The 25,617-nt window shown below is 70.8% G+C and carries 22 protein-coding genes; 8 read left to right on the top strand and 14 right to left on the bottom strand.

The window, feature by feature from the left end:
• Positions 1-12 precede the first annotated feature (12 nt).
• The 3 genes from M8I34_RS21790 to M8I34_RS21780 form a co-directional block, all read right to left on the bottom strand.
• Positions 13-540 carry a DUF6879 family protein gene (locus tag M8I34_RS21790; RefSeq protein WP_250051487.1) on the bottom strand — a complete coding sequence of 176 codons (528 nt, stop codon included), beginning with the start codon at positions 538-540 and terminating at the stop codon, positions 13-15.
• Positions 518-745, bottom strand: a complete 228-nt coding sequence (locus M8I34_RS21785; protein ID WP_250051485.1) for a hypothetical protein — start codon at positions 743-745, stop codon at positions 518-520. The genes M8I34_RS21790 and M8I34_RS21785 overlap by 23 nt, the downstream gene beginning before the upstream one ends.
• A 380-nt stretch (positions 746-1,125) precedes the next feature.
• Complete coding sequence (locus M8I34_RS21780) at positions 1,126-1,779, bottom strand: PadR family transcriptional regulator (protein ID WP_250051483.1); 654 nt, start codon at positions 1,777-1,779, stop codon at positions 1,126-1,128.
• A gap of 109 nt (positions 1,780-1,888) precedes the next feature.
• Here M8I34_RS21780 and M8I34_RS21775 point away from each other — a divergent pair, with 109 nt between their 5' ends.
• Positions 1,889-3,277, top strand: a complete 1,389-nt coding sequence (locus M8I34_RS21775) for an NAD(P)/FAD-dependent oxidoreductase (protein WP_250051481.1) — start codon at positions 1,889-1,891, stop codon at positions 3,275-3,277.
• Between the two features lie 15 nt (positions 3,278-3,292).
• Here M8I34_RS21775 and M8I34_RS21770 read toward each other — a convergent pair whose 3' ends face one another.
• From M8I34_RS21770 to M8I34_RS21760, 3 genes are all read right to left on the bottom strand, one after another.
• On the bottom strand, positions 3,293-4,483 hold the full coding sequence (locus M8I34_RS21770; RefSeq protein ID WP_250051479.1) for a glutathionylspermidine synthase family protein: 1,191 nt from the start codon (positions 4,481-4,483) through the stop codon (positions 3,293-3,295).
• Positions 4,484-4,500: 17 nt separating this feature from the next.
• The gene (locus tag M8I34_RS21765; RefSeq protein ID WP_250051477.1) at positions 4,501-4,908 is read right to left on the bottom strand and encodes a hypothetical protein; all 408 of its coding nucleotides are present in this window, start codon (positions 4,906-4,908) and stop codon (positions 4,501-4,503) included.
• A 192-nt stretch (positions 4,909-5,100) separates the two neighbouring features.
• Positions 5,101-11,817: an Ig-like domain-containing protein gene (locus M8I34_RS21760; protein WP_250051475.1), complete on the bottom strand. Its 6,717-nt coding sequence runs from the start codon at positions 11,815-11,817 to the stop codon at positions 5,101-5,103.
• Here M8I34_RS21760 and M8I34_RS21755 point away from each other — a divergent pair.
• Both M8I34_RS21755 and M8I34_RS21750 read left to right on the top strand, forming a co-directional pair.
• Positions 11,807-12,028 carry a hypothetical protein gene (locus tag M8I34_RS21755; RefSeq protein WP_250051473.1) on the top strand — a complete coding sequence of 74 codons (222 nt, stop codon included), beginning with the start codon at positions 11,807-11,809 and terminating at the stop codon, positions 12,026-12,028. The two genes, M8I34_RS21760 and M8I34_RS21755, sit on opposite strands and share 11 nt — an antisense overlap.
• Positions 12,029-12,603: 575 nt before the next feature.
• Positions 12,604-13,143: an N-acetyltransferase gene (locus M8I34_RS21750; RefSeq protein WP_250051471.1), complete on the top strand. Its 540-nt coding sequence runs from the start codon at positions 12,604-12,606 to the stop codon at positions 13,141-13,143.
• 51 nt (positions 13,144-13,194) lie between these two features.
• Here M8I34_RS21750 and M8I34_RS21745 read toward each other — a convergent pair whose 3' ends face one another.
• A complete protein-coding gene (locus M8I34_RS21745; protein ID WP_250051469.1) occupies positions 13,195-14,607 on the bottom strand; it encodes a PLP-dependent aminotransferase family protein in 1,413 nt (470 codons plus the stop codon).
• A gap of 47 nt (positions 14,608-14,654) precedes the next feature.
• Here M8I34_RS21745 and M8I34_RS21740 point away from each other — a divergent pair, with 47 nt between their 5' ends.
• Both M8I34_RS21740 and M8I34_RS21735 read left to right on the top strand, forming a co-directional pair.
• Positions 14,655-15,182, top strand: coding sequence for a carboxymuconolactone decarboxylase family protein (locus M8I34_RS21740; RefSeq protein ID WP_250051466.1), 528 nt, complete (start codon positions 14,655-14,657; stop codon positions 15,180-15,182).
• Positions 15,183-15,291: 109 nt separating this feature from the next.
• The gene (locus M8I34_RS21735) at positions 15,292-16,050 is read left to right on the top strand and encodes an isocitrate lyase/phosphoenolpyruvate mutase family protein (RefSeq protein ID WP_250051464.1); all 759 of its coding nucleotides are present in this window, start codon (positions 15,292-15,294) and stop codon (positions 16,048-16,050) included.
• 100 nt (positions 16,051-16,150) lie between these two features.
• On the opposite strand, the gene M8I34_RS21730 is transcribed toward M8I34_RS21735, so the two are convergent.
• Entirely contained in the window at positions 16,151-16,735 is a 585-nt protein-coding gene (locus M8I34_RS21730; RefSeq protein WP_250051456.1) for a carboxymuconolactone decarboxylase family protein, read from the bottom strand.
• A 46-nt stretch (positions 16,736-16,781) separates the two neighbouring features.
• On the opposite strand from M8I34_RS21730, the gene M8I34_RS21725 reads away from it, so the two are divergent.
• A complete protein-coding gene (locus M8I34_RS21725) occupies positions 16,782-18,221 on the top strand; it encodes a PLP-dependent aminotransferase family protein (protein ID WP_250051455.1) in 1,440 nt (479 codons plus the stop codon).
• Between the two features lie 120 nt (positions 18,222-18,341).
• Here M8I34_RS21725 and M8I34_RS21720 read toward each other — a convergent pair whose 3' ends face one another.
• Positions 18,342-19,208, bottom strand: a complete 867-nt coding sequence (locus M8I34_RS21720) for an AraC family transcriptional regulator (RefSeq protein WP_250051633.1) — start codon at positions 19,206-19,208, stop codon at positions 18,342-18,344.
• Between the two features lie 220 nt (positions 19,209-19,428).
• Here M8I34_RS21720 and M8I34_RS21715 point away from each other — a divergent pair, with 220 nt between their 5' ends.
• Positions 19,429-19,827 carry a nuclear transport factor 2 family protein gene (locus M8I34_RS21715; protein ID WP_250051446.1) on the top strand — a complete coding sequence of 133 codons (399 nt, stop codon included), beginning with the start codon at positions 19,429-19,431 and terminating at the stop codon, positions 19,825-19,827.
• Positions 19,828-19,970: 143 nt separating this feature from the next.
• Here M8I34_RS21715 and M8I34_RS21710 read toward each other — a convergent pair whose 3' ends face one another.
• The 4 genes from M8I34_RS21710 to M8I34_RS21695 form a co-directional block, all read right to left on the bottom strand.
• A complete protein-coding gene (locus M8I34_RS21710; protein WP_250051444.1) occupies positions 19,971-21,131 on the bottom strand; it encodes a serine protease in 1,161 nt (386 codons plus the stop codon).
• A gap of 289 nt (positions 21,132-21,420) precedes the next feature.
• Positions 21,421-22,122: a DUF6333 family protein gene (locus tag M8I34_RS21705; protein ID WP_250051442.1), complete on the bottom strand. Its 702-nt coding sequence runs from the start codon at positions 22,120-22,122 to the stop codon at positions 21,421-21,423.
• 150 nt (positions 22,123-22,272) lie between these two features.
• A complete protein-coding gene (locus M8I34_RS21700; RefSeq protein WP_250051439.1) occupies positions 22,273-23,556 on the bottom strand; it encodes a PP2C family protein-serine/threonine phosphatase in 1,284 nt (427 codons plus the stop codon).
• A 182-nt stretch (positions 23,557-23,738) separates the two neighbouring features.
• On the bottom strand, positions 23,739-24,068 hold the full coding sequence (locus M8I34_RS21695) for a helix-turn-helix transcriptional regulator (RefSeq protein WP_250051437.1): 330 nt from the start codon (positions 24,066-24,068) through the stop codon (positions 23,739-23,741).
• 89 nt (positions 24,069-24,157) lie between these two features.
• Between M8I34_RS21695 and M8I34_RS21690 the strand changes: the two genes are divergently transcribed.
• Positions 24,158-25,132, top strand: coding sequence for a zinc-binding dehydrogenase (locus M8I34_RS21690; RefSeq protein ID WP_250051435.1), 975 nt, complete (start codon positions 24,158-24,160; stop codon positions 25,130-25,132).
• Positions 25,133-25,238: 106 nt separating this feature from the next.
• Here M8I34_RS21690 and M8I34_RS21685 read toward each other — a convergent pair.
• On the bottom strand, positions 25,239-25,617 hold a 379-nt coding region (locus M8I34_RS21685; protein WP_250051433.1), incomplete at its 5' end, for a hypothetical protein.

Below are 25,617 nucleotides of genomic sequence, written 5' to 3'. Positions count from 1 at the left end.
CCTGTTCGTGGATCAGACCGGCCTGTAAACCTCGTGCGGGACTGCGCGTTCCCAGACCGCCTCGAAAGACGTTGAGCAGAGCTGCACGATGGCTGGTTCTGTCGTCCGCTCCTCGTCTCCCTCGGGTGACAGCTCGCCATCCCCGGTGAAGTGCAGGAACACGACCAGACTGTCATCGAACAGCCAGAAGTCATTGCCTGGGAGCGCTAGGTCCGACACCTTGCGACGTGGCAGCCAGCGCACCTGCTCGCCGGCCTCCACGTTGCTGGGCGTGAGGTGGTGCTCAAAGCGGAGGTAGTCACTCATGGGCTCGGAGAAGATCCGAGCGCGACGGACTTCCACACCGCGCGTGGTGATCTCTTGCATCAGGGCGAGCCAGGGGCGGGAGGCTGGGTCGCTCTTGGCAGGAACACTTTGCGGGTCCTGCCGCCACGAGACGAATCGCGGGTCGGATCGCATGTACCCGTCCCTCATCTCTAGATGAACGGCTGAACGCTTGGTCTGCTTGAACAGCTCGCTAAACGTCAGCTCGGCCGCCACCGCGTACCTCCGGAAAGTACTGTGTCATGTACTTGGGGATCTCCACGACCGTCTCATGGTCCGGGACATCCAACTGGGAGAGTCGTTCGTCGTCCAGCACCTTCAGGCCCTGGACCAGGTACTTGTCAGTCACGTCGTCGTAATAGACGGTGGCGGACTTACCCTCGGGGGAGTCCGGGTCCTTGCCGAGCATGTGCAAAGCCATGGTGCCCTCCTCACTCGTTGAAGACGATCTCTGAATACGAGTTTGCGCTCAATTCACCTTGCTGCGCATCGAACTTGCATGAACTTGCACGGGGTTGGGGTTCCTGCGATCGCCGCCGCCTCAATGTGTGCCGGGTGGCCGAGAGCCGGCGTGAGCGCTTGACCGCCCGCGGCCACGACGTCCCGGACGATGCCGACAGCGCAGGGCCCCGGCTGCCGGCGGAGGCGTTCGGATGACGCGGCACCTGGCCACGCCGGGTGGCGTGCCTAGCTGCGGATCACATGCGGCAAGAACCGGGCGTACTCATCGATGACCGGACCGGCCGTCCCGGATGCCGAGGCCCATAGCGCGCACAACTACCGTCCGCTGCCCGCGGCCCGTCAGGTGTTGTCGCGGGCGGTGGCGACGATCCGGTCGAGTTCTTCGCGGTTCCAGGTGAACGAACCGTCGTCCAGCGCGGCGAGGATGCCGTCCACCCATGCCAGTTCGGCCTGGGTGACCGCGCGCAGGTATTCGCTCTCGATCAGGGCGACCCGCGGGAGGGCCTGGCCCTCGGTCTCCCCGGCAGCTTCACCGTCGCGTCCGGCACCGACTCCGGCACCGAGGTCGGCATTGAGTTCGGTGAGGCGCCGGGCGAGGCGGTCGCGCCGCTGGTGCAGCAGGTCCTGGGTGGCCCGGGGGGTGAGCACCGGCAGGAAGGACAGCGCGGCGGGGAACTCCGGGTACTCGTTGCGGGGCGTCGACAGGATCTCGGCCATCCACTGGCGAGCGGCCGCCCGCCCCGTGTCGGTGAGGCGGTAGGTGGTGCGTTCGGGGTAGCGCTCGTCGCGTTCGGTGCTGCCGACGGCGATCAGCCCGGCGTCTTCCAGGCGGGCGATCGTGCGGTACAGGCCCGCGCGCTGGCCGACGTTGACGACCTGGTCCTTGCCCCACTGCTTGATCAGGCGCTGGATGCCGTAGGGGTGCAGAGGACCTGCCTCCAGCAGGCCCAGGACCGCCAGGGCCAGGGGGGAGCGGCGGAATGTCGAGGTCACGGGTTCACGATACAGCGAACTAACCGCACCACAACTAGTTGCACTGCACCTAGGCGCCATGCAACTATCCAGCCATTGGTCATTCCTCTTAGGGAAGGAACCAGAAGGCATGCACGTGATCATCATCGGCGCCGGTACCGGCGGACTCGCCCTGGCCCACGGCCTGAAGCGGGCCGGCATCAGCTGCGCCGTCTTCGAACGCGACCGCACCCGCGGCGACGGCCTCCAGGGCTACCGGGTGGGCATCGACCCCGACGGCAGTCGGGCACTCAGCCGTCTGCTGCCCCCCGAACTGTTCGCCACCTTCGTGGCCACCTGCGCACGCACCGGCGATCGCTTCACCATGTTCACCGAGAAGTACAAGGAAGTCCTCTCACTGACCGGGTTCGCCGAGCCCGGCGCGGACGGGGCGGGCGCTGAGCGGTCCGTCTCCCGCATGACCCTGCGGCAGGTCCTGCTGACCGGGCTGGATGAGCGGGTCCACTTCGGCAAGGTCTTCACCCGCTACGACAAGAACCCCGACGGCACGGTCACCGCACACTTCGAGGACGGCACCTCGGCCACCGGTGAGGTGCTGGTGGCCGCCGACGGTTCCCACTCCCGGGTCCGCCGCCAGTACCTGCCCCACGCCCCCTTGAAGGAAAGCGGCCTGATCGGGATCACCGGCAAGGTGCCCCTCACGGAAGTCACCCGCGAGCTGCTGACCCCCGAGGTCATCGACGGCGTCAACATGTTCCTCGCCCCCGGGGGTTACTCGCTGATCATCCACGTCATGCAGTTCCCGTGGGACGAGCAGGGCCGGCCACGCCAGGGCATCGGCGCGAGTGACACCGAACTGCTCCGTGCCTGGCCCGGCCTTCAGTTCGACAACACCCGCGACTACATCATGCTGGGATTCGGCGGCGCGGCACGGAACCTGCCCCCGGACATCCTCCGGATGAACGGCGAGCAGCTGCACGACCTCACGGTCGAGCTCACCCGCAACTGGGACCCCCGGCTGCGCAAGCTGGCCGAACTGGCCGACCCGTCCACCTGCTTCCCCCTGAACATCCGCACCTCGGCCCCCGTCGAGCAGTGGCCCACCAGCAACATCACCCTGGTCGGGGACGCCATCCACACCATGACGCCGGGCCGCGGGGTGGGAGCGAACACCGCTTTGCGCGACGCCGAACTGCTCTGCACCAAGCTGGTCTCGGTCCGTGACCGCGAAGCCTCGCTGATACCGGCGATCCACGACTACGAGAGCCAGATGATCCGCTACGGCTTCGAAGCGGTCGAAAAGTCCCTGGCGCAGATGCGCGGGAGCGATCCGGTCCACAAGCCGGTCATCGGCCGCGCGGTGCTGGCCGGGATACGCACCGGCATGCGGGTGGTCAACCACCTGCCCCCGCTCAAGCGCAGGATGGCCGCCGCCGCACAGCAGTACCGCGGCCACGACCGCGACGCCCAGCAGCGTCCCCGGCAACGACGTCACCGGCCGGACGGGCCGACGCACTGACGCGTCGGCCCCGGCTCAGCGGATCACATGCGGCAGAAAGCGGGCGTACTCATCGGTGACCGGCCCCGCCGACTCCCGGATGCCGAGCCCCGCCGACTCGTCCTCGACGACCCAGGCGCCGAGCACGACCCGGTTGCCGTCGAAGTCCGGCAACGGCGCCAACTCCTGGTAACAGCACGGGTCTTCGGGTTCCCGCAGCACCGGCTCGGCGCCCGGCTCGTGCAGGGTGACACCCGCGCCCTCCCGGCCGAGCAGCGGTTTGGCGACGTAACCACGGGTGTGCGCCAGCTCGCGCGGCCCGTCCAGGTAGGCGGGCAGCAGATTCGGATGGCCGGGATACAGCTCCCAAAGGACCGCCAGCAGCGCCTTGTTGGAGAGCAGCATCTTCCAGGCGGGCTCGATCCAGAGGGTGGAGCCGGTGCCGCCCCCGTTGTCGAGGGTGTCCAGGACGTACGGGCCGAAGTCGTCGTCGGCCAGCCACTCCCACGGGTAGAGCTTGAAGCAGGACCGCATGAAGCGCAGCCGCTGGTCGACGAAGCGGCCGGACAGCCGGTCCCAGCCGATGTCCTCCATCGAGATCGCGACCGTCTCCAGGCCCGCCTGCTGCGCCGTCTCCTCCAGGTAGGCGACGGTCATCAGGTCTTCGCCGAGCTCGTCACCCGACGAGTGCGCGAAGTGCAGCGGCGCACCCGGCGGCAGCAGCGGCGCCTGCCGCTTCCAGGCCGCCACCAGCCGCTCGTGCAGCGAGTTCCACTGGTCGGCGCCGGGAAAGCGCTCCTCCATCCAGAACCACTGCGGACTGGCCGCCTCCACCAGCGAGGTCGGCGTATCGGCGTTGTACTCCAGCATCTTGGCCGGGCCGCTGCCGTCGTAGTGCAGATCGAACCGCCCGTAGAGGGACGGGAGTTCCTCGCGGCGCCGCCAGGACTCGGCGACCAGGCGGGCCAGCCGCGGGTCCTCGATGCCCAGGTCGGCGAATCGGTTCTGCTCGACGATGTGCGCGGCCGCGGCCAGGCACATGCCGTGCAGTTCCTCGACGGCCTCCTCCAGGGCCTCGACCTCGGGGAGGGTGAACTCGTAGTACGCGCTCTCGTCCCAGTACGGGCGCAGCGAGTCGTCCGGGTAGCGGGTCAGCGGGTAGATCAGGCCCTGCGCCTCGACGGTCTGCTGCCAGTCGGGGCGGGGCTCGATGGTGTGGCGCTTCATGGCGGTACCGCGTCCGCTCAGCCGCCGAAGGAGCCGTGGCGGCCGCCGCCCGAGCCGGAGCAGCCGAAGCCGCCGCGGTTGACGGCCGTGGCCTTGCTGAAGGTGCCGTCGTCGGCGTACTTGCCGCCGGCGTTGTCCGGGTCGTAGTACCACTTGCCGTCGACGGGCTGCTTCGCCGTCCCGCCGCGGCCGGTCTTGCCGTATCCGCCGCTGCCGGACGTGCTGCTGCCGCTGGACGAACTGCCGCCTGCCGAGCAGTTCTTGGAGTCGACGATGCGGTAGCCCTTGAGCGTGTCGTAGCTGTTGCGGTCCACGCAGCGCTTGTCGGGCTCGGAGCCGCAGGACGTCAACGCGGCGGCCAGCGCCCCCATACCGCCCAGGATCACCGTGCTCGACCGCAGCCGCCGGCGTGCTTTCTCTGCCATTTCTTGCCTTCCCCCGTGAACATCTGTTGGAGCGCAGCCAGCGTAGACGGCACCCGGGGGGCCGGCGCAATGAGGTGGCCTCCTCCTTCCGTACCGCCGCCCCGCACGGGCAGCGGGGCACAGCACGACGCCGGGCCGCCCTCACTGGGCGGCCCGGCGCTGGTGCGCTGTACGGGAGGAAGGGATGGGTGGTTACACGACGGTCTGGGTGTCGGTGTCGCTGGAGGTGGTGAAGTTGGTGTCACCGGCGTAGGTCGCCGTGATGGTGTAGAGGCCGGTGGTCAGCGGGGTGCTGACCGCGGCGACGCCGGAGCCGTCGAGCGTTCCGGTGAGGGTGATGGTGGTCATGCCGTCGGTGACCACGAAGCTGACCGTCCCGGTCGGGACGCCGCTGCCCGGAGCCACCGCCGACACGAACGCGAGGATCGCGACCGTGTCGCCGGAGTTGGACGGGTCGGGGAACGAGGTGGCCGTGGTGGTCGTGGCTGCCTGGCTGACCGTCTGGGTGTCGGTGCCGCTGGAGGTGGTGAAGTCGGCGTCACCGCCGTAGGTCGCGGTGACGTTGTGGACGCCTGCGTCGAGCGTGCTGGTGGTGGCGGTGGCGACTCCGCCGGAGACGGTGCCGGTCAGCGTGCCGCCCCCGCCACCGTCGATGACGAAGGTGACCGTGCCGGTCACCGTGCCGGCTCCGGGTGAGACCGGCGCGACCGTGGCGGTGAAGGTCACCAACTGCCCGAACACCGACGGGTCGGGCGACGAGGTGACCGTGGTGGTCGTCGCCGACTGCGCCACCGTCTGGGTGTCGCTGCCGCTGGAGGTGATGAAGTCGGCGTCACCGCTGTAGGTCGCCGTGACGGGGAAGGTACCGGCGCCCAGCGCAGTGGTCGACGCGGTGGCCGTACCCCCGAAGAGGGTGGCGGTCAGCGTCGGGCCACCGGTGATCACGAACGTGACCATGCCGGTCGGGGTACCTGCCCCTGGCGAGACCGGTGCGACGACGGCCGTGAAGGTCACCGACTGCCCCACCACCGACGGGTCGGGCGACGAGGTGACCGTGGTGGTCGTCGCCGACTGCGCCACCGTCTGCGTGTCCGTGCCGGTGGAGGTGGCGAAGTTGGTGTCTCCGCTGTAGGTCGCGGTGACGGTGTACGCGCCGGCGGTCACCAGCCCGCTCGTGCTCACGCTGGTGGTGCCGCCGCTGAGCGTGCCTGTGAGGGTCACCGTGGTGACCCCGTCGGTGGCCACGAACGTGACGGTACCCGTGGGGGTTCCCACAGCCGGCGAGACCGGAGCGACGACGGCCGTGAAGGTCACCGACTGCCCCACCACGGACGGGTCGGGAGTCGACGAGACCGTGGTGGTCGTGGCCGCTTGGGCGACGGTGTGGGTGTCGGTGCCGCTGGAGCTGGTGAAGTCGGCGTCACCGCTGTAGGTCGCGGTGACGGTGTACGTCCCCGCCGTGACCAGCCCGCTCGTGGTCACGCTGGTGGTGCCACCGCTGAGGGTCCCGGTCAGCGTCACCGTGGTGACCCCGTCGGTGACCAGGAACGTGACCGTACCGGTCGGCGTACCCACACCCGGCGAGACCGGTGCGACCGTCGCACTGAAGGTCACCGGCTGACCGACCACCGACGGGTCAGGAGTCGACGAGACCACGGTGGTCGTCGCCGCCTGACCCACCGTCTGCGTGTCCGTGCCGGTGGAGGTGGCGAAGTTGGCGTCACCGCTGTAGGTCGCCGTGACGGAGTACGCGCCGGCCGTGACCAGCCCGCTCGTGGTCACGCTGGTCGTACCGCCACTGAGCGTCCCGGTCAGCGTCACCGTCGTCACGCCGTCGGTGGCCAGGAACGTGACCGTACCGGTCGGCGTACCGGTACCCGGCGAGACCGGAGCCACGGTGGCCGTGAAGGTCACCGGCTGACCGACCACCGACGGGTCGGGAGACGACGAAACCGTAGTGGTCGTCGACGCCTGACCCACCGCCTGGGTGTCCGTGCCGGTCGAGGTGGTGAAGTTGGCGTCACCGCTGTAGGTCGCGGTGACGGTGTACGCGCCGGCGGTCGCCAGCCCGCTCGTGGTCACGCTGGTGGAGCCACCGCTGAGGGTGCCGGTGAGGACCACCGTGGTGACCCCGTTGGTGACCAGGAATGTCACCGTGCCGGTCGGCGTCCCCGCACCCGGCGAGACCGGTGCGACGACGGCCGTGAAGGTCACCGGCTGACCGACCACCGACGGGTTGGGAGTCGACGAGACCGTGGTGGTCGTCGCCGCCGGGGCCACCGTCTGCGTGTCCGTACCGACGGAAGAGGTGAAGCTCCCGTCACCGCTGTACGTCGCCGTGACGACATACGCGCCCGCGGTCACCAGCCCGCTGGTGGTCACGCTGGTCGTCCCGCCACTGAGGGTGCCGGTCAGCGTCACCGTGGTCAGGCCGTCGGTGGCCACGAACGTGACCGTGCCGGTCGGCGTCCCCGCACCCGGCGAGACCGGAGCGACAGTGGCCGTGAAGGTCACCGGCTGACCGACCACCGACGGGTCCGGAGTCGACGAGACCGTAGTCGTGGTCGCCGCCGGGGCCACCGTCTGCGTGTCCGTGCCGACGGAGGTGGTGAAGTTGGTGTCTCCGCTGTAGGTCGCGGTGACGGTGTACGTGCCGGGGGTGACCAGCCCGCTGGTGGTCACGCTGGTGGTGCCGCCGCTGAGCGTCCCGGTCAGCGTCACCGTGGTGACCCCGTCGGTGGCCACGAACGTGACCGTACCCGTGGGGGTACCCGCTCCCGGCGAGACCGGTGCGACCGTCGCGGTGAAGGTCACCGGCTGACCCACCACTGACGGGTCGGGAGTCGACGTGACCGTGGTGGTCGTCGCCGCCTGGGTCACCGTCTGGGTGTCCGTGCCGGTCGAGGTGGTGAAGTTGGCGTCACCGCTGTAGGTCGCGGTGACGGTGTAAGTCCCCGCCGTCACCAGACCACTTGTGGTCACGCTGGTCGTACCGCCACTGAGCGTCCCGGTCAGCGTCACCGTGGTCACGCCGTCGGTGGCCAGGAACGTGACCGTCCCCGTGGGAGTACCCGCACCCGGCGAAACCGGAGCCACGGTGGCCGTGAAGGTCACCGGCTGACCGACCACCGACGGGTCCGGAGTCGACGTGACCGTGGTGGTCGTCGCCGCCTGCGCCACCGTCTGGGTGTCCGTACCGACCGAGCCGGTGAAGTTGGCGTCACCGCTGTAGGTCGCCGTGACGGTGTAAGTCCCCGCCGTCACCAGACCACTTGTGGTCACGCTGGTCGTACCGCCACTGAGCGTCCCGGTCAGCGCCACCGTGGTGACCCCGTCGGTGGCCACGAACGTGACCGTGCCGGTCGGCGTACCCGCACCCGGCGAAACCGGAGCAACGACGGCCGTGAACGTCACCGGCGCCCCCACCACCGACGGGTCCGGAGACGAAGAGACCGTCGTGGTCGTCGATGCCTGCCCCACCGTCTGCGTGTCCGTACCGACGGAACCAGTGAAGCTCCCGTCACCGCTGTACGTCGCCGTGACGATGTACGCGCCCGCGGTCACCAGCCCGCTCGTGGTCACGCTGGTGGTGCCACCGCTCAGCGTGCCGGTCAGTGTCACCGTGGTGACCCCGTTGGTGGCCACGAACGTGACCGTCCCCGTGGGAGTACCCGCACCCGGCGAAACCGGAGCGACAGTGGCCGTGAAGGTCACCGGCTGCCCCACCACCGACGGGTCCGGAGTCGACGAGACCGACGTGGTCGTCGACGCCAGGTTGACCGTCTGGGTGTCCGTGCCGCTGGAGGTGGTGAAGTTGCTGTCACCGCTGTACGTCGCCGTGACCGTGTGCGTGCCCACGCTCAACGCGCTGGTGGTGACGCTCGCGGTGCCGCCCGAGAGCGTCGCGGTCAGCGTCGGGCCACCGGTGATGACGAAGGTGACCGTGCCGGTCGGTGTACCCGCGCCCGGAGCCACCGGCGCCACTGTGGCCGTGAAGGTCACCGGCTGGCCGAAGACCGACGGGTCGGGCGACGAGGTGACCGTGGTGGTCGTCGCCGCCTGCGCCACCGTCTGCGTGTCCGTACCGACCGAGCCGGTGAAGTTGGCGTCACCGCTGTAGGTCGCGGTGACGGTGTAAGTCCCCGCCGTCACCAGACCACTTGTGGTCACGCTGGTCGTACCGCCGCTGAGCGTGCCGGTCAGCGTCACCGTGGTGACGCCATCCGTCGCCACGAACGTGACCGTCCCGGTCGGCGTACCCGCACCCGGCGAAACCGGCGCGACAGTGGCCGTGAAGGTCACCGGCTGACCGACCACCGACGGGTCAGGAGACGAGGAGACCGTCGTGGTCGTCGCCGCCTGCGCCACCGTCTGGGTGTCCGTACCGCTGGAACCGGTGAAGTTGGCGTCACCGCTGTACGTCGCCGTGACCGGGTGCGTGCCGACGCTCAACCCACTCGTCGTGACTGTGGCCGTGCCCCCGGAGAGGGTGCCGGTCAAGGTCGGGCCACCGGTGATGACGAAGGTGACCGTGCCGGTCGGTGTACCCGCTCCCGGAGCCACCGGCGCGACCGTGGCCGTGAAGGTCACCGGCTGGCCGAAGACCGACGGGTCGGGCGACGAGGTCACCGTCGTGGTGGTCGACGCCTGGTTCACGGTCTGGGTGTCCGTACCGACCGAGCCGGTGAAGTTGCCGTCACCGCTGTACGTCGCGGTGACCGTGTGGGTTCCGGCGCCCAGTGCACTGGTGGTGACGCTCACGGTGCCCCCGGAGAGGGTGCCGGTCAGCGTCGGGCCACCGCTGATGACGAAGGTGACCGTGCCGGTCGGGGTGCCTGCCCCCGGCGAGACCGGCGCGACGACGGCCGTGAAGGTCACCGGCTGTCCCGTCACGGAGGGGTCGGGCGACGAGGTGACCGTGGTGGTGGTCGCCGCCTGGCCGACCGTCTGGGTGTCGGTGTCACTGGAGCCGGTGAAGTTCGCGTCGCCGCCGTATGTCGCGGTGACGGTGTAAAGGCCCGCCGTGACCAGCCCGTTGGTGCTGACGGTGGCGACGCCGGCGACGTCGAGGGTGCCGCTGAGGGTCACGGTGGTGACCCCGTTGGTGATGACGAACGAGACGGTTCCGGTCGGCACCCCGCCACCGGGGAACACCGGGCCCACAAAGGCGGTGAAGTTGACCGTCTGTCCCACCACGGAGGGGTCGGGGAACGAGGTGACCGTCGTGGTCGAGGAGGCCTGGTTGACCGTCTGGGTGTCGGTGCCGCTGGAACCGGTGAAGTTCGCGTCACCGCCGTACGTCGCCGTGACCGTGTGCGTACCGGCGGAGAGCGCGCTCGTGCTGACGCTCGCCGTACCGCCGGAAAGGGTCGCGGTCAGCGTCGGACCACCGCTGATGACAAACGTGACCGTGCCCGTCGGCGTCCCCGCACCCGGCGAAACCGGCGCGACCGTCGCGGTGAAGGTCACCGACTGCCCGAAGACCGACGGGTCGGGCGACGAGGTGACCGTCGTGGTGGTGGACGCCTGGTTGACCGTCTGGGTGTCCGTGCCGCTGGAACCGGTGAAGTTCGCGTCACCGCCGTACGTCGCCGTGACCGTGTGCGTACCGGCGGAAAGCGCACTGGTGCTGACGCTCGCCGTACCGCCCGAAAGCGTGCCGGTCAGCGTCGGACCGCCGCTGATGACAAACGTGACCGTGCCCGTCGGCGTCCCCGCACCCGGCGAAACCGGCGCGACCGTCGCGGTGAAGGTCACCGACTGCCCGAACACCGACGGGTCGGGCGAGGAACTGACCACCGTGGTCGTCGACGCCTGCCCGACCGTGTGCGTGTCCGTGCCGGTGGAGGTGTTGAAGTTGGCGTTACCGCTGTAGGTCGCGGTGACGGTGTGGGGACCTGGAGAAAGTGTGCTGGTGGTGACGCTCGCCGTGCCCCCGGAAAGGGTGCCGGTCAGCGTCGGGCCACCGCTGATGACAAAGGTGACGGTGCCGGTCGGCGTGCCCGCGCCCGGTGCGACCGGGGCGACCGTGGCCGTGAACGTCACCGGCTGGCCGAACGCCGACGGGTCCGGCGACGAGGTCACCGTGGTGGTCGTGGAGGCCTTGTTGACGAGCTGGGTGTCCGTGCCGCTCGATGGCGCGAAGCCACCGCTGCCGCTGTAGGTCGCCGTGACAGTATGGGGGCCGACGCTGAGGCTGCTGGTGCTGACGCTCGCCGTACCGCCCGAGAGCGGTGCCGTCAGGGTGGGGCCGCCGGAGATGACGAAGGTCACCGTGCCCGTCGGGGTCCCCGAGCCGGGTGGGACGGGGGCGACGGTGGCCGTGAAGGTCACCGACTGCCCGAACACCGAGGGGTCGGGCGACGAGGTCACCGTGGTGGTCGTCGGTACCAGGCTCGGCAGCACCGTTTGCGTGTCGGTGCCGCTGGAGGCATTGAAATTGGCATTGCCGTTGTACGTCGCGGTGATGGCATGTGTACCGACGCTGAGACTGCTGGTGGTGACGGTCGCCGTACCGCCCGAGAGCGTGCCCGTCAGGGTGCCGCCTCCGCCGCCCGCGATGACGAAGGTGACCGTGCCGGTGGGGGTGCCCGCGCCCGGCGAAACCGGCGCGACGGTGGCGGTGATGGAGACCGGCTGCCCGAACGTCGACGGGTCCGGCGAGGACGTGACCGTCGTGGACGTCGACGCCTTGACCACCGTCACGGAGGCCAGGCCGCTGGACGGAGACCACAGGACGCTGCCGTTATAGGTGGCGGTGATGCTGTGAAAACCCACGCTGATGTTGCTGACGGTGGCGGTCGCGGTGCCGCCGACGAGTGGCGCCGTCACGGTGGGGCCGCCGGCGACGACGAAGGTGACGGTGCCGGTGGGTGTTCCCAGCCCGAATGGGATGACAGTGGCGGTCAACGTCACGTTCTGCCCGAAGGCCGCCGGGTTTGGCGCTGCCGACGCCAAGGTAAAGGTGGGTGCCATGGTCTGGCCCTCCGCATTTGATGATGGTGGCGGGCCGTTCAGCTCCCTCCCCGAAGATCTTGATGTGCTGCGGGAAGTGGGCATCAACCTGGCGAGGGATCTCGGTGAGGAAAGCCGACGAAGATTCGCATCTGCATACCGATGACCTCCGCCAGGTGGGCAACCCGCCGGTCGATAGCATCAGTAGGCGCGCCGACCATGCCGCCACGCCATAGCCGGTCAGCGCATTTACCCTGAATGGCGCAGCGCGCAGCGGCGTGCACGGCGCCTAGCGGCGCGCGCCACGGGGCGTAGATGTGACAGGCGTCGGCACTGGTGACGGGCGGTCAGTACGGGACACCGCCGGGAGCCCGCCCCGCACCACCCCCAAAGCCGTTGCACAACAGCGCAGTTGGCGGCGCAATGACTCCTCGGTGACAGAATCCCCGGAGCTTGCATATACTTTGCTACAGCAATGCATGTCTGGCGTTCGAAGGCGGGAGTGAAATCTCCCCTGCTTTCAACTGGCCTACTCCACAGGGGAGTTGAGAGAAACTGGGCAGGGCGGCGGAAGGGGAATTCCGCGGACTTACACCGAGCGGATTGCAAGGGTGGCGCGGCGGCGGGCCCTGGCCGTGAGGGGGACTTCCGTGACGGCCGGCCGGCCGGGGCCGCCGTCTACCCTGTCGGGCGTACCGGGGCGCAGGGCCCCGTACACCCGTCGGCCGGAGGAAACAGCCCATGACTGAGCGCGCCCGGGTACCGGGGCAGTTGCCCGGAGATCTGACGCAGCGTCGCCCCGTACCCTCGGATCACCCACGGCTCCAGGTGGCCCTGGCCGAGTGGTGGGGTGGTCTGGGTGGTGAAGCGGGCGCACTGCAACGCCAGTTGCTCGTACCGCGCCTCTTTCTCCAGCACTTCGCCGATACGAGCCTCCTCGTCGAGCGCCCCGACCGGACCCTGCACGCCTTCCTGATCGGCTTTCTGTCCCAGACCGACCCCAGGACCGCCTATATCCACTTCGTGGGCGTGTGCCCGGAAGGCCGGCGGGACGGCGTCGGCAGCGCCCTCTACGACCACTTCTTCGCCACGGCCCGCGCGGCCGGCCGTAGCCAGGTCCGCTGCATCACCAGCCCCAACAACCGCAACTCCCTCGCGTACCACGCCCGTATGGGCTTCCGTCTGGAGCCGGGCGACCGGACCGACGACGACGGCGTACCGGTGCACGAGGACTACGACGGGCCGGGACTCGACCGGGTGTCGTTCGTACGGGAGCTGTGATCCGGGAAGCCCGCAGGGCGCTGTGATGCGGGGAGCCCGCACGTCCGCCGCCTACTCCCCCGCAGGCAGTGCCCTGACCAGCGCGTCCAGGACACCGGCGAAGGAGTGGTCGGGCGGGGTGCCGTAGGCCACCACCAGGGCGTCGCGGGAGGCGGGTGGGGCGGCAGGGTCGCGGAAGCGGCTCAGGCCCTCCAGGGCGAGGCCCTGCCAGCGGGCGCCCTGGAGGATGGACTGTTCGGTGCCGGGCGGGAGTTCCAGTACGGCGTGCAGACCCGCGGCGATGCCCGAGACATGGACGTGGGGCGCGTGGTCGGCCAGGGCGGCGACCAGTTGGTCGCGGCGGCGCCGGTAGCGCAGCCGCATCCCGCGCAGATGGCGGTCGTAGGCACCCGAGGACATGAACTCGGCCAGGGTGAGCTGGTCCAGCGCCCCCGACTCCCATTCACCGGTCCCCTTGAGGGCGAGCACCGGATCGACCAGCCGGTCCGGCAGCACCATCCAGGCCAGCCGCAGCGCGGGGGCCAGGCTCTTGCTCGCGGTGCCCAGGTAGACGACGTGGTCGGGGTCCAGGCCCTGGAGGGCACCGACCGGCTGGCGGTCGTAGCGGAACTCCCCGTCGTAGTCGTCCTCCAGGATGAATCCCCCGGTGGCACGCGCCCAGTTGACGGCGGCGGCGCGGCGGTCGGGGTGCAGCGGGACGCCGGTGGGGAACTGGTGGGCGGGGGTGAGGAGGGCCGCGCGTACGTCGTCGAGGCCGGTCAGCTCCTCGGTGCGGGCGCCGCGTTCATCGACGAGAAGCGGGACGGTGCCCAGGCCCGCGCGGGTGATGACGGCGCGGTGGAAGTCGAGGCCGTAGGACTCGACGGCCAGCCGCCCGGTGCCCAGCGCGCGGCAGAGTAGGGCCAGCCCCTGCATGAATCCGGCGCAGACGACGATGCGGCCGGGGTCGGCGCGTACGCCGCGGGCGCGGGCGAGGTAGTCGGCGAGGACGGTGCGCAGTTCGGGGCGGCCGTTGGGGGTGGTGTAGCCGAAGGCCTCGCTGGGGGCGGCGGTCAGCGCGCGGCGGGCGGCGGCCAGCCAGGCGGTGCGGGGGAAGGCGGAGACGTCGGGGGTGCCCGGGGTGAGGTCGAAGCGCGGCCGGTCGGCGCGGCCGGCCGGGCCGGGGGCGCGCGGGGCGGCGGGCGTGGCGCGCGGCAGCACCCTCTCGGCGACGCGGGTGCCGGAGCCCTGGCGGGCGCTGAGCCAGCCCTCGGCGACCAGCTCGGCGTAGGCGTCGGCCACGGTGTTACGGGCGATGCCGAGGTCGGCGGCGAGCGAGCGGGAGGACGGCAGACGGGTGCCGGGGGCCAGCCGGCCGGACCGTACGGCGTCGCGCAGCGCACGCAGCAGCGCGGTGCGCAGGCCGCCGGGGCCGGTGAGATCCAGGTGCAGATCGCGTCCGAAAGTGGCCCAGGAATTCTCCATGGAAGTGGACCATACAGCTGCGCCATTGCCGCCGTAGCGTCGTAGACATGACGACACGGACAGCACAGACATCGCAGGCGGCTCAGGTGCCTCAGGCGACGGCCGCGGCTCCGGGACCGGCGGGGCACCAGCACGGCCCGCGGCTGCCCTGGGCCAAGCTCGCGCCGGAGGTCTACAAGGCCATGATCGCGCTGGACGCGGCGGCGAGGAAGGGCCTCGAACCGGCTCTGGTCGAGCTGGTGAAGATCCGGGCATCGCAGCTCAACCACTGCGCGTTCTGCATCGACATGCACATCAAGGACGCCCGCCAGGCCGGCGAGACCGAGCAGCGCATCTACCTCCTCAACGCCTGGGAAGAGGCCACCGCCTTCTACTCCGCCGAGGAGCAGGCCGCCCTCGCCCTCACCGAGGCGGTCACCCTCCTCACCGAGGGCTTCGTTCCCGACGCCGCCTACGACCGCGCCGCCGCCCACTTCGGCCAGGCCGAGCTCGCCCAGCTGATCGCGCTGATCACCACCATCAACGCCTGGAACCGCTTCGGGGTGTCCACCCGCATGGCCCCCGGACAGGCATGACCACGGCGCCCCCGCGGCCGCCCCTCGGCGCGCCCGCCCCCGATTTCCCTGCGCCCCTGAGGGCGCTGTCCCCGGCCGAAGCGGCCCGACCCCCGTTCGGAGATGCCTCATGACGACTGCCCACGCCAACGCCACTGCCACTGCCGCCGCGCTACGCGCCCTGCATCACGGGCCCGGGCTGCCCCTGGTCCTTCCCGGCCCGTGGGACGCGGCCAGCGCCCAGGTGTTCGCCGACGCCGGGTTCTCCGTGCTCGCCACGCCCAGTGCGGGCATCGCGGCCTCCCTCGGATACGAGGACGGAAAGACACCGGCCGACGAGATGTTCGCGGCCGTCGCCCGCATCGTGCGGGCCGTGGACCTCCCGGTCTCCGCGGACGTGGAGGCCGGATACGGGCTGTCCGCGAAGGAGTTGGTGGGCCGGCTCGCGGACGCCGGGGCAGTGGGCTGCAACCTGGAGGACACCGACCACGCCACCGGCTCCCTGCGGGACCCGCAGGAACAGGCGGACTGGCTGGCAGAGGTACGGGCCGAGGCGGGCGACGCGCTGGTGATCAACGCCCGCATCGACACCTATCTGTACGGCGCCCAGGACACCGAGGAGACCGTACGCCGCGGCCGACTGTACGCCGCGGCGGGCGCCGACTGCGTCTACCCGATCCTCGCCCCGCCGCCCCTGCTGGCCGAACTGGCCGCCGGTATCGGCATCCCCCTCAATGCCGTGGTGACACCGGACGGCCCTTCGCCACGCGATCTCGGCACTCTGGGCGCGGCCCGGATCACGTTCGGCCCTGGACTTCAACAGCGGGCGATGGCGGCACTGGCGGGGATGGCGGAGCAACTGCGGGAGGAGCTCGGGGCGGAGCTCTGAGGCCCGGCGCGGTCCACCGCCACCGCTCGCCCCGCCCGAGCCGCCGTCACCGCTCGCCCCGCCCGAGCCGCCGTCACCGCTCACCCGGCCCGGCCTGCCGTCACCGCTCGTCCGTCCCCGGCACCTTCCCCGTGCTGAGGGCGAGCCGGTTCCAGGTGTTGATCGTGAAGATCAGGGCCAGCAGACGGGCCAGTTCGGCATCGTCGAAGTGGGTGGCGGCACGGTCGTAGACCTCGTCCGGTACGCCGCCCCGCGCGACCAGCGTCACGGCCTCCGTGAGCGCCAGCGCCGCCCGCTCCTTCGCGGTGAAGAAGTGCGCAGCCTCCTCCCAGACGGCGACCATGTGCAGCCGCTCCTCGCTCTCCCCCGCCTTGCGGGCGTCGGAGGTGTGCATGTGGAGGCAGTACGCGCACTTGTTGAGCTGCGAGGAGCGGATCTGGACCAGTTCCACGAGGGCCGGGTCGAGTCCGTCGCGCGCGGCGGCGTCAAAACCGATCAGAGCCTTGAAGGCCTTCGGCGCGGCCTGGGCGAAATTGACCCGGGTGCTGCGGATCGCCGGCCCGTCCGCCGGGGTCGTTCCCCTCGCCGAGCTCGCCGAGTTCCCCGTGTTCCCCGTGTTCTCCGCGTTCCCCGCGCCCGCCACGTTCCCCGCGCCCGCTTCGTTGATCTGCGCTGTATTCGTCATGTCTTGAATCTAGAAGCGCAGGCGACCGACTGTAGGGTGCATTTCCATGCCGGAATCATGGGTCAATCCTGCCGGGAGTGCCGAGAGCCTGGGCGCCGATCTGCATCTGGAGCTGACCGGACCCGGCGGCCGCCGCGCCGTCCTCATCCGGGCGCTGCGGGACGCCGTACGGTCCGGGCGGCTCGCCCCCGGCACCCGCCTGCCGCCCTATCGCTCGCTCGCCGCCGACCTCGGCGTCGCCCGTAACACCGTCGCCGACGCCTACGCCGAACTGGTGGCGGAGGGCTGGCTGAGCGCCCGGCAGGGCTCCGGCACCACCGTGGCCCAGCGCGCGGAGCCGCTGACGCCCACCCGCGCCCCGGCCCACCGCGCCCCGGCGAGCCGCCCCGCGCACAACCTCCTCCAGGGCCAGCCGGACGCCGCCTCCTTCCCGCGTACCGCCTGGCTCGCCGCGGCCCGCCGCGCGCTGACCGCCGCCCCCAATGACGCCTTCGGCCCCGGCGACCCCCGTGGCCGTCCCGAGCTGCGCCGCGCCCTCGCCGACTACCTGGCGCGCACCCGTGGCGTACGCACCGGCCCCGAACGCATCGTCATCTGCTCCGGCTTCGCCCACGCCCTGCGGCTGCTCCTGCCGGCCGTCCTCCCCGGCCCCCTCGCCGTCGAGTCCTACGGCCTCCCCTTCCACCGCCATCTGCTGACCACGGCCGGCATCCCCACCCGCCCCTTGGACATCGACGAATACGGCGCCGATACGGAGGGGCTGACGACGTTCGACGACGTGGGGGCGGCCCTCCTCACCCCCGCCCACCAGTTCCCCACCGGCGTACCGCTCCACCCCGACCGGCGGGCGGCCGCCATCAACTGGGCACGCACCACCGGGGGTTACCTCCTGGAGGACGACTACGACGGCGAGTTCCGCTACGACCGCAAGCCGGTCGGCGCCCTCCAGGGCCTGGATCCGGAGCGCGTCCTCCACATCGGCTCGGTCAGCAAGAGCCTGTCCCCCGCGGTGCGGCTGGGCTGGATGGTGCTCCCCGGCCGTCTCGTCGACGCCGTGCTGGAGGCCAAGGGCGAACGCGAGGCCTGGGCGGGCGTCACCGACCAGCTCACCCTGGCGGAGTTCCTCACCCACGGCTCCTACGACCGGCACATCCGCCGTATGCGCCAGCGCTACCGCAGACGCCGCGACCAGCTCATCGACGCGGTGACCACCCACGCCCCGCACCTCACCGTCACCGGCATCTCCGCCGGCCTGCACGCCGTCCTCCAACTCCCCGACGGATCGGCCGAGTCGGACGAACGTACGGCCCTGCGCGCCGCCCGTTGGCAGGGCCTGGCGCTCGACGGCCTCTCCGGCTACCGCCACCCCGCCGCCACCATGCCGCCCCGCCACGGCCTGGTCATCGGCTACGCGACGCCCACCGACAGTGCCTTCCCGAGCGCCCTGGAGGCGCTGTGCCGCGCGCTGCCGCCACCGCCCCACTGACCGACCGTTCCGGAAGCGCACGCCCGGGGCCATCCGCTGCTACGCGGGGATGGCGGGGACGACGTCTCACTCGATGCCTCGCGGGAGCGCGCGGCGGTCCGGAGCCGCCGCGCGCCCCTGTCAGACCGCTGTCCGCTCCACGGGGATCCACAGCTCCGCGTCCGCCTGCGTCGCGTCCGGCGACAGGCGGGTGCGCAGGATCTCGGGCCCCGGCCGGCTCTGGTAGGGATTGGACGGGAACCACTGCGTGAACACGTCCCGCCACAGGTACTGGAGCGTCTGCGGGAACGGCCCGGAGCTCTCGAAGACGGCCCATGTGCCGGCCGGGACGGTGAGCGCGTCCATGTCCTCCGGCACCGCGGCGCGGGTCACCACACCGTGGTAGTAGTCGAGTTCGGTCCCCTCGGCGCGGCTGCCGTCCAGATCGTCACTCACCGAGATGATCCCCTCCGGCTCCTGATCGGACAGGCTCTCGATGCGCTGAAGCGTCTCCCGGCCCATCCCCCGGATGAAGGCGGCGATGGCCGGGTTCACCCCCTCGTGCACGAGCGGGACCCGCGCCTTCCTGCCGACCACACGGAACTCGTCCTTGTCCACGACCTTGTACTGCATGCTGCTGTTCCCTTCGACGATGAGGCGGAAGGACATCCGTGGCTGGGACTTCAGGCTCGCGCCGGTCCGTCTGGCCTCGCCGGGACCGACTCCGTGCATGACACGGAACGCCCGCGCGAACGCCTCACCCGAGGTGTAGCCGTAACGCACCGCGACCTCCAGCAGCGTCCGCTCACCGGCCAGCACTTCGGCACCCGCGACCGTCAGCCGCCTGCGCCGGATGTACTCCGAGAGCGGGATCCCCGCCAGCGCGGAGAACAGCCGCCGGAAGTGGTACTCCGACATCAGCACCTGCCGGGCCATGTCGGACACCTCGATCCGCTGATCAAGGTGGCACTCGATGTGCTCCATGGCCTGGTTCAACCGCTCCAGCACCTCGGTCTCCTTCCCTTTCGTCACTCACGTTAGGAAAGAGCCGCCCTGCTGCACCCGACATCCTGTGCCCGGTCCGGTCGGGTACGGCAGAGCCCCCAACTGCCCCTGTACGTCGTCGACATGTCCCGCTCCCGCGGACTCGACGCGGGGAATAACGCGTCACTGATCATGGCTGTTGCCGCTGCTGGAGCAACCACCACACGACCATGGAGGGGCCACCGTGAGTGAGACCCGGAGCGTTGTTGACGAGTTCTACCGCCGGCTCGGCAACGGTGCCGTCGATGACGTGGCCGACTTGTTCGCCGATCACATCGAATGGGACATCTACGGCGCGGAGGAGGTTCCCTGGACGGGCCGGCGGACCACGAGGGAGGAGGCCGCCGAGTTCTTCCGGACGCTTCCCCGGTATCTCCAGCCGGTGGAGTTCACGGTGTCGCGCATCCTTGTCGACGGCAACGACGCGGTGGCCCTCGGCCACATGGAGCACCTGGTCAAGGCCACGGGCAAAGCCTTCGTCTCGCCGTTCGCCTTCCACCTCACCGTCGAAGGCGGAAAGATCACCCGCTATGTCACGTTCGAGGACAGCCTCGCGCTGGCCCGCGCTTTCCAGGCGGCCTGACAGCCCGGGGGCCTGGGCCGGCTTCCGCGTGTACTTCCTCGTGGACATCCGCGGGGAAGTCCACGGGGGACGCGGGCTGAGGCGCATACACACCCGCGCCTCAGCCCGCGCCCCCGTCCGTCCGCGTCCGTCCGCGATCGCGCCTACCGGTTCGCGAACTTCTGGCTGATGTTGGTGAAGACCCGCTGGGCCTCCGGGCCCAGGTGCGGGCCGGCCAGCCAGGTGTGGGTGTTGGAGCTGATCGAGGTGTTGGACACCAGCGTCAGCTTGCCGCCGTGGTTGACGAACCAGCCGCCGCCGGAGGTGCCGCCGGTCATGTTGCAGCCGATGCGGTTCATGGCGGGCGTGCCCTCCTGCATGACGAGGCGGCCGGGGCGGGCGGGGCAGTTCATCATCCGCGCACCGTCGAACGGCGGCGCCGCGGGGTAGCCGAAGGCGTCCAGCGAGGCGATGCGGTCGGCGGAGGGAGTGTCGAACGCGACCCGGGCGGCGGCGCCCACGGTCTCCTGGAGCGACTTGCCGCTGCCGTTCTCCGGCTTGACGTGCAGCACCGCGAAGTCGTAGGCGGAGCCGCCGTTGCCGGTGTCCTCGCTGCCCATGTTGATCCACTCGCCGGACGTGGTGATCCAGTCGGCCCAGAACCGGCCGTAGGGGGTGACCTGCGGGGAGGGGCTGCCGCTGACCTGGTTCATCGGCACGCCGTTGTCGTTGTAGGACGGCACGAAGACGATGTTGCGCATCCAGCCGCCCTGCTTGCCGGAGTGCACGCAGTGGCCGGCCGTCCACACCAGGTTGGACTTGCCCGGGTGCGCGGGGTCCTCGACGATCGTGCCGGAGCAGACCATCGGGCCCTTGGGGCTGTCGAAGAAGATCTTCCCGACCGGGGCCATGTGCTGGTGGTACGGGCGGGCGACCTGCTCGGCGGTGACCGGCCGCGGCTCGGGGTCCGTGGCCTCGAACTCGCTGCCCGCGCCGGTGGCCTTCACCCCGATCTCCGGCGAGTTCTTCGCCTTGGCCAGCCGGTCCGTCTTCCAGTGGTCCTTGATGACCGGGTTGGCGAAATCCGACGCCTTGCGGGCCCACTTGTCCCAGTTCTGCCAGCCGCCGTCCTGCCACTCCTTCAGGTCGTCCAGGCTGGTCGGCATGCCCTTGGGGATCTGGAGACCCCCGTTGCCCTGGCCCTTCTGATCAGTGACACCCGAAGCTGCGGCCTTGTCGTCACCGGGGCCACAGGCGGTGACGGTGCCCGCGAGCAGTGCGACCAGTGCCGCGGCCGCGGCGGTGGAGCGGCGGATGGATGGCATGGAGCGAAGTCCCCCCGATACGTGGCTGCGCCGGGCGAGCAGCGCGCCGAAATTGTCATGTCCCTCGTCGGACTGCGCCCTACTATGCCGTCCCGCCAGGACCGCCGGGCAACCAGGTCCCGGGCGCTCCGGCGAACGTGAGAAAGGGACGCCCGCGATGCCACCCTCGTCGGCCCCACCCTCTACGGAGGACCTCGCCCCGCGCCGATTCACCGCGGATGACGCAGAGTTGGTGGCCACGCTGCACGGCGATGTGGTAAGCGGCGCTCCACGACGAAGGGGCGGCAGTTCACTCCGGGTACCAGACCTCTTCGATGTTCTCCTGGATGTCCTCCGGCCGGGAGACCTTGAACACCGACACCATCAGCGTCTCGTCCGCCAGCGGGATGTACAGGCCGCAGGCGATCCGGTCGAGGTACTCGCCCCAGTTCAAGGCGTCCGGATCAGCGAAGTCCAGGCCCTCCGCGCCAGGGCCTTCCGGGCCGGTCCCGCACGCCCTCAAGGCCTCCGCCGGATCTCCGCTGACGGTCATCTCGTCCCACCCGTCCGCACTCACGTCCGGCGCTCCGGGGACATGGACCAGGTACTTGCCGTAGGTGAGGGAGAAGTCCATCTCGCACGCGCCGATGATGCGGGCATCGGGGTGGGCCTTGACCTGCCCCTCGAAGACGGGGTCGAGGTTGCCGGAGGTGATGCCGTCCTCCCCGAACGCGGGGTCGGTGATCTGCACGACGCCGCCCCAGCAGCCCACGGTGACGTAGTCCAGGTCATCGAAGGTCGTCGGCGAACGGACGTCCAGCCGCGGCACCGGGGCCAGCTCTTCCACCCCGGCCACCGTGGGCAGCTCGCGCACGAGCGCGCGGGCACGGGCCGGGTCGTGGGCGGGAAGCTCGCCGATGGTGCGGTGGGTGCAGTGGGCCGGGGCCGGGGGGTGGATGCGGATGATCTGGGTGATGCTGTGGCGGCACCTGGTGGCACGGTCGAGGCTCATGCGGGGCGAGCTTAGGGCAGGGCACCGACAGGCAACGATCGGCACGGCATCGGCCAATGGGGCGGTCTCGGCGAAGAGTTGAGGAGAGTGCGACGCCGGCAGGGGAGCTTTCGCCACCAATTCAAGAAGGGCGAGGCCGGGCCGGGGACGTTACGAGGCGGCCCTGGGTCCCGTGTAGCCGGCGTCGGGCGCGGGCCAGTCCAGGCACAGAACGGTGGCGTCGTCGCGTGGGTCGTGGTCCGAGAGTTCCAGAACGGTTTCGGTGAAGAGGCGTACAGCGTCACGGGGGTGCCAGTCGCTGGTCTGCCGGAGCAGGTCGCTCAGGCCGGCTTCGGTCCCGTGGGGCTCCAGCATGCCGTCGGTCAACAGGACCAGCCGGTCGCCTTGGCGCAGGTCGAGGGTCTGGAGGCGGTAGCCCGGGTTCGGGGTGACACCGAAAGGCAGGTCGACCAGGGGAGCGATCTCCTCGACCTGCCCGTCGCGCAGGCGCAACGGCCAGACGTGGCCGGCGTTGACGAAGGTGGTCCGGCCGGTGTCGAGACTGACGCGCAGCAGCTGCCCTGTGGCCATGACCTGGCCGCCGTGCCGGATGATGGCCTGACGCACCTGCTCCGAATGGTCGGCAAACGCCTGGTGCGCCCGGTCTGCGTATTCCGCGACGGCCTGATGGGCATCATGGGCCTGGTCGAGGAGGCTGCCGCCCACCCGGCGGGCATTGCGCAGGGCTCCGACGACCATGGTCGCCATCAGTGCCGCCTGCACGTCGTGCCCCATGGCATCGGTGAGGGACAGCTGAAGGGCATGGCGGTCGAGGGTGTAGTCGAAGGTGTCCCCGCCGATGTCGGCAGCCGGTTCCATTGCTCCGGCGACGATGAACCGGCCGGTGTCGCAGGTGAAGGAGTCGGGGAGCAGCCGGTGCTGGATCTCGGCGGCCAGCGACAGGCGGGTGGTGCGCCGGCCCCATTCGTACAGATCGGTGAAGCGCCGGTTGACGATCACCACGTAGGCGAGCGCATGCGCGGCCTCCACGATGAGCTGCATCGTCCGGCGATCGGGGCGGGCGGGCACGGTCAGCTCCAGCAGGCCGATCGCATCCCCGCGGTCGGACACGGGCGCGATGACCTGGACCGGGCCCGGGCCGGTGCCTCCCGCCCGCTCGCCGCTCGTCACGTGCGCTTGCTGGGAGCGGATCACTCGGTCGTAGACCGAGTCGCGCAGCTTGATCGGCCGCGGCTGCTCCGGCCCGCCCTCCTCCGCAGCCGCCCCCGTCAGGCGTACGACGGCCTTGCCGCCGAGGTCCGTGATCAGAAAGGACACCTCGGTCGCGGCGAGCCTCCTCGCCAGCAGCTGGGCCAGCACGGAGACGGCCACCTCCGGTGGCGCCGACTCCACCGATGTCAACAACTCGCCCAGCCATGCTCGTTCATCAGCCACGTGGCGCACCTCCTCGACAGCACCAACCGACCAGCCACCCGGCCCCCGGGTCAGACCGCTCGGGACGACCTCACCCCTTGCCGATCTGATGCATTTGTCGCTATTTGTGGAGAATATCCGTACTGCGCGGTAAACGCCGTACGCCGTCCCCTGTGGGCCGTCAGCCAGGGCCGGGCAGGGGCCTAACCCTCTTCCCGCAGCACCAGGCCCAGCAGCCCCGGGAAGCGGGCGTCGAATTCCTCGCGGCGCAGGCGGTTGAGGCGCTTGGGGCCCTGGTCGCGCTGTTCCACCAGGCCGGCGGCGCGCAGTACGGCGAAGTGGTGGCTGAGCGCCGCCTTGCCGACCGGTACGCGGAAGCTGCCGCAGCTGTGCGACCAGTCGGCGGAGCCCGCCAGCTCGCGCACCAGCTGGAGCCGTACGGGGTCGGCGAGGGCGGCGAGGGCGGTCTCGACGGGGACGTCCCCGGGGTGGGCGTGCACCGGCACGGCGCGGTGACTGCTGCGGTCCGGCATCTCTCGGCCCCCTTGCTAAGTGTTCGATCCAGATCATACAGTCGGAGTGTTCGCATTCCATTGAACAGTCGTGAGGGGCGTGTGCTGTCATGCGTGCGGTGGAGTTCCAGGAGTACGGCGGCCCTGAGGTCCTGAAGGTCGTGGACAGGGACGTTCCCGAGCCGGGCCGCGGGCAGGTGAGCATCGATGTCGCCTACGCGGGTGTGAACTTCGCCGACCTCAAGGCCCGTGCCGAGGGCTACCGCGTCGACGCCCTCCCCTTCCGGCCGGGCCTGGAGGTCTCCGGGCGCATCCGCGCGGTCGGTGCGGACGTCGAGGGGCTGCGGCCGGGGCAGGAGGTCGCGGCGCTCACGGACGGCGGGGCGTATGCGGAGGTCGTCGTCACCGCCGCGGCGACCGTGTTCCCGCTTCCGCAGGGGGTGAGCCCCCGGACCGGGGCCACCCTGCCGACGGTGCTGCCCACCGCGCATGCCCTGGTGCACGAGGTGGGCCGGCTGCGGGCGGGTGAGGCCGTGCTGGTGCAGGGCGCGGCGGGCGGGATCGGCACGGTCGCGGGCCAGCTGGCGAAGGCGGCAGGGGCCGGGGCCGTCTACGGCGTGGTGTCGGACGCGGCCAAGGCCCGGCATGCGCTCAAGTACGGCTACGACGAGGTGTTCGTGGGCCCGGACTTCGCTGCGGACGCGCGGCGCGCCACGGGCGGACGGGGAGTCGACCTCGCCCTGGACCCCGTCGGCGGCGAGACCTTCCGGCGCAGCATGGACGCGCTTGCCGTCTTCGGCCGCCTGGTCTCGTTCGGCAACGCGAGTTCCGCCGAGCCCTGGCAGGTGGGCCAGCCCGAGCTGTATCCGTGGGGGCGCACGGTCGCGGGGTTCTCCATCCTGGCCTTGGCCGGAACGGCGCCGGAGACGCTGCGCGCACTGGCCGGACGCGCCTTCCGTACGGTTTCCGAAGGCTCCGTGGAACTCCCCGTGACAGCGGAGTTCCCGCTCGCCGAGGCGGGCGAGGCACACCGTCTCCTCGGCAGCCGCAGGAGCACCGGCAAGCTGCTGCTGCGGGTGGGGTGAGGGGGAGGGCGCCGGCCGGTGCCCGCGCCCCGGGCGTCACCCCCGCACGCGCCGTGCCCGCCCGTATCCGCCCGTACGCGCCCGCGCCCACCCGCACCCCGCCGCCCTACTGCCGGGCGAGCCTGGGGTCCCGGTGGGCGGCGCGGTGCGGTGCGGCTGCCGACCCGTAGCGGAACTCCTGGAGCTGTTCCGCCGTCGGGTACCACTGTTGGTCGCAACGGCAGCACCACCAGCGCCAGTTGTCCCAGTCGGTGTCGGTGTGCGTGGTGTCCTTCCACAGCCGGTCGTTGCAGTCGCGTGTGGGGCAGGTCGGCGGCAGGGGCATGACGAGCCTTTCGTCGGTGACGCTGCCAGCCTTCTGCGCCCGCCACCGCGCCGTGCGGCAGTTCACCACCGGCCACCCGAACGGGTAGGCGCCGGGCGCGCACGGGACGGCGGAAAGCCCCGCGGCACGGCGGAAGCCCCACGGGGCGGCGGAAAGACCC

The sequence above is a fragment of the Streptomyces sp. MCA2 genome (assembly GCF_023544705.1).
Lineage (GTDB): Bacteria > Actinomycetota > Actinomycetes > Streptomycetales > Streptomycetaceae > Streptomyces > Streptomyces decoyicus.
The sequence above is the reverse complement of the archived record's forward strand: the minus strand, read 5'-3'. Positions and strand labels throughout refer to the sequence as shown.

Coding starts and splice junctions, on each gene's coding strand:
- M8I34_RS21695 (WP_250051437.1), bottom strand. CDS start 24,068: ATGCCGGACCGCAGCAGTCACCGCGCCGTGCCGGTGCACGCCCACCCC.
- M8I34_RS21735 (WP_250051464.1), top strand. CDS start 15,292: ATGACGACTGCCCACGCCAACGCCACTGCCACTGCCGCCGCGCTACGC.
- M8I34_RS21730 (WP_250051456.1), bottom strand. CDS start 16,735: ATGACGAATACAGCGCAGATCAACGAAGCGGGCGCGGGGAACGTGGCG.
- M8I34_RS21710 (WP_250051444.1), bottom strand. CDS start 21,131: ATGCCATCCATCCGCCGCTCCACCGCCGCGGCCGCGGCACTGGTCGCA.
- M8I34_RS21740 (WP_250051466.1), top strand. CDS start 14,655: ATGACGACACGGACAGCACAGACATCGCAGGCGGCTCAGGTGCCTCAG.
- M8I34_RS21765 (WP_250051477.1), bottom strand. CDS start 4,908: ATGGCAGAGAAAGCACGCCGGCGGCTGCGGTCGAGCACGGTGATCCTG.
- M8I34_RS21690 (WP_250051435.1), top strand. CDS start 24,158: ATGCGTGCGGTGGAGTTCCAGGAGTACGGCGGCCCTGAGGTCCTGAAG.
- M8I34_RS21785 (WP_250051485.1), bottom strand. CDS start 745: ATGGCTTTGCACATGCTCGGCAAGGACCCGGACTCCCCCGAGGGTAAG.
- M8I34_RS21705 (WP_250051442.1), bottom strand. CDS start 22,122: ATGAGCCTCGACCGTGCCACCAGGTGCCGCCACAGCATCACCCAGATC.
- M8I34_RS21725 (WP_250051455.1), top strand. CDS start 16,782: ATGCCGGAATCATGGGTCAATCCTGCCGGGAGTGCCGAGAGCCTGGGC.
- M8I34_RS21770 (WP_250051479.1), bottom strand. CDS start 4,483: ATGAAGCGCCACACCATCGAGCCCCGCCCCGACTGGCAGCAGACCGTC.
- M8I34_RS21775 (WP_250051481.1), top strand. CDS start 1,889: ATGCACGTGATCATCATCGGCGCCGGTACCGGCGGACTCGCCCTGGCC.
- M8I34_RS21745 (WP_250051469.1), bottom strand. CDS start 14,607: ATGGAGAATTCCTGGGCCACTTTCGGACGCGATCTGCACCTGGATCTC.
- M8I34_RS21750 (WP_250051471.1), top strand. CDS start 12,604: ATGACTGAGCGCGCCCGGGTACCGGGGCAGTTGCCCGGAGATCTGACG.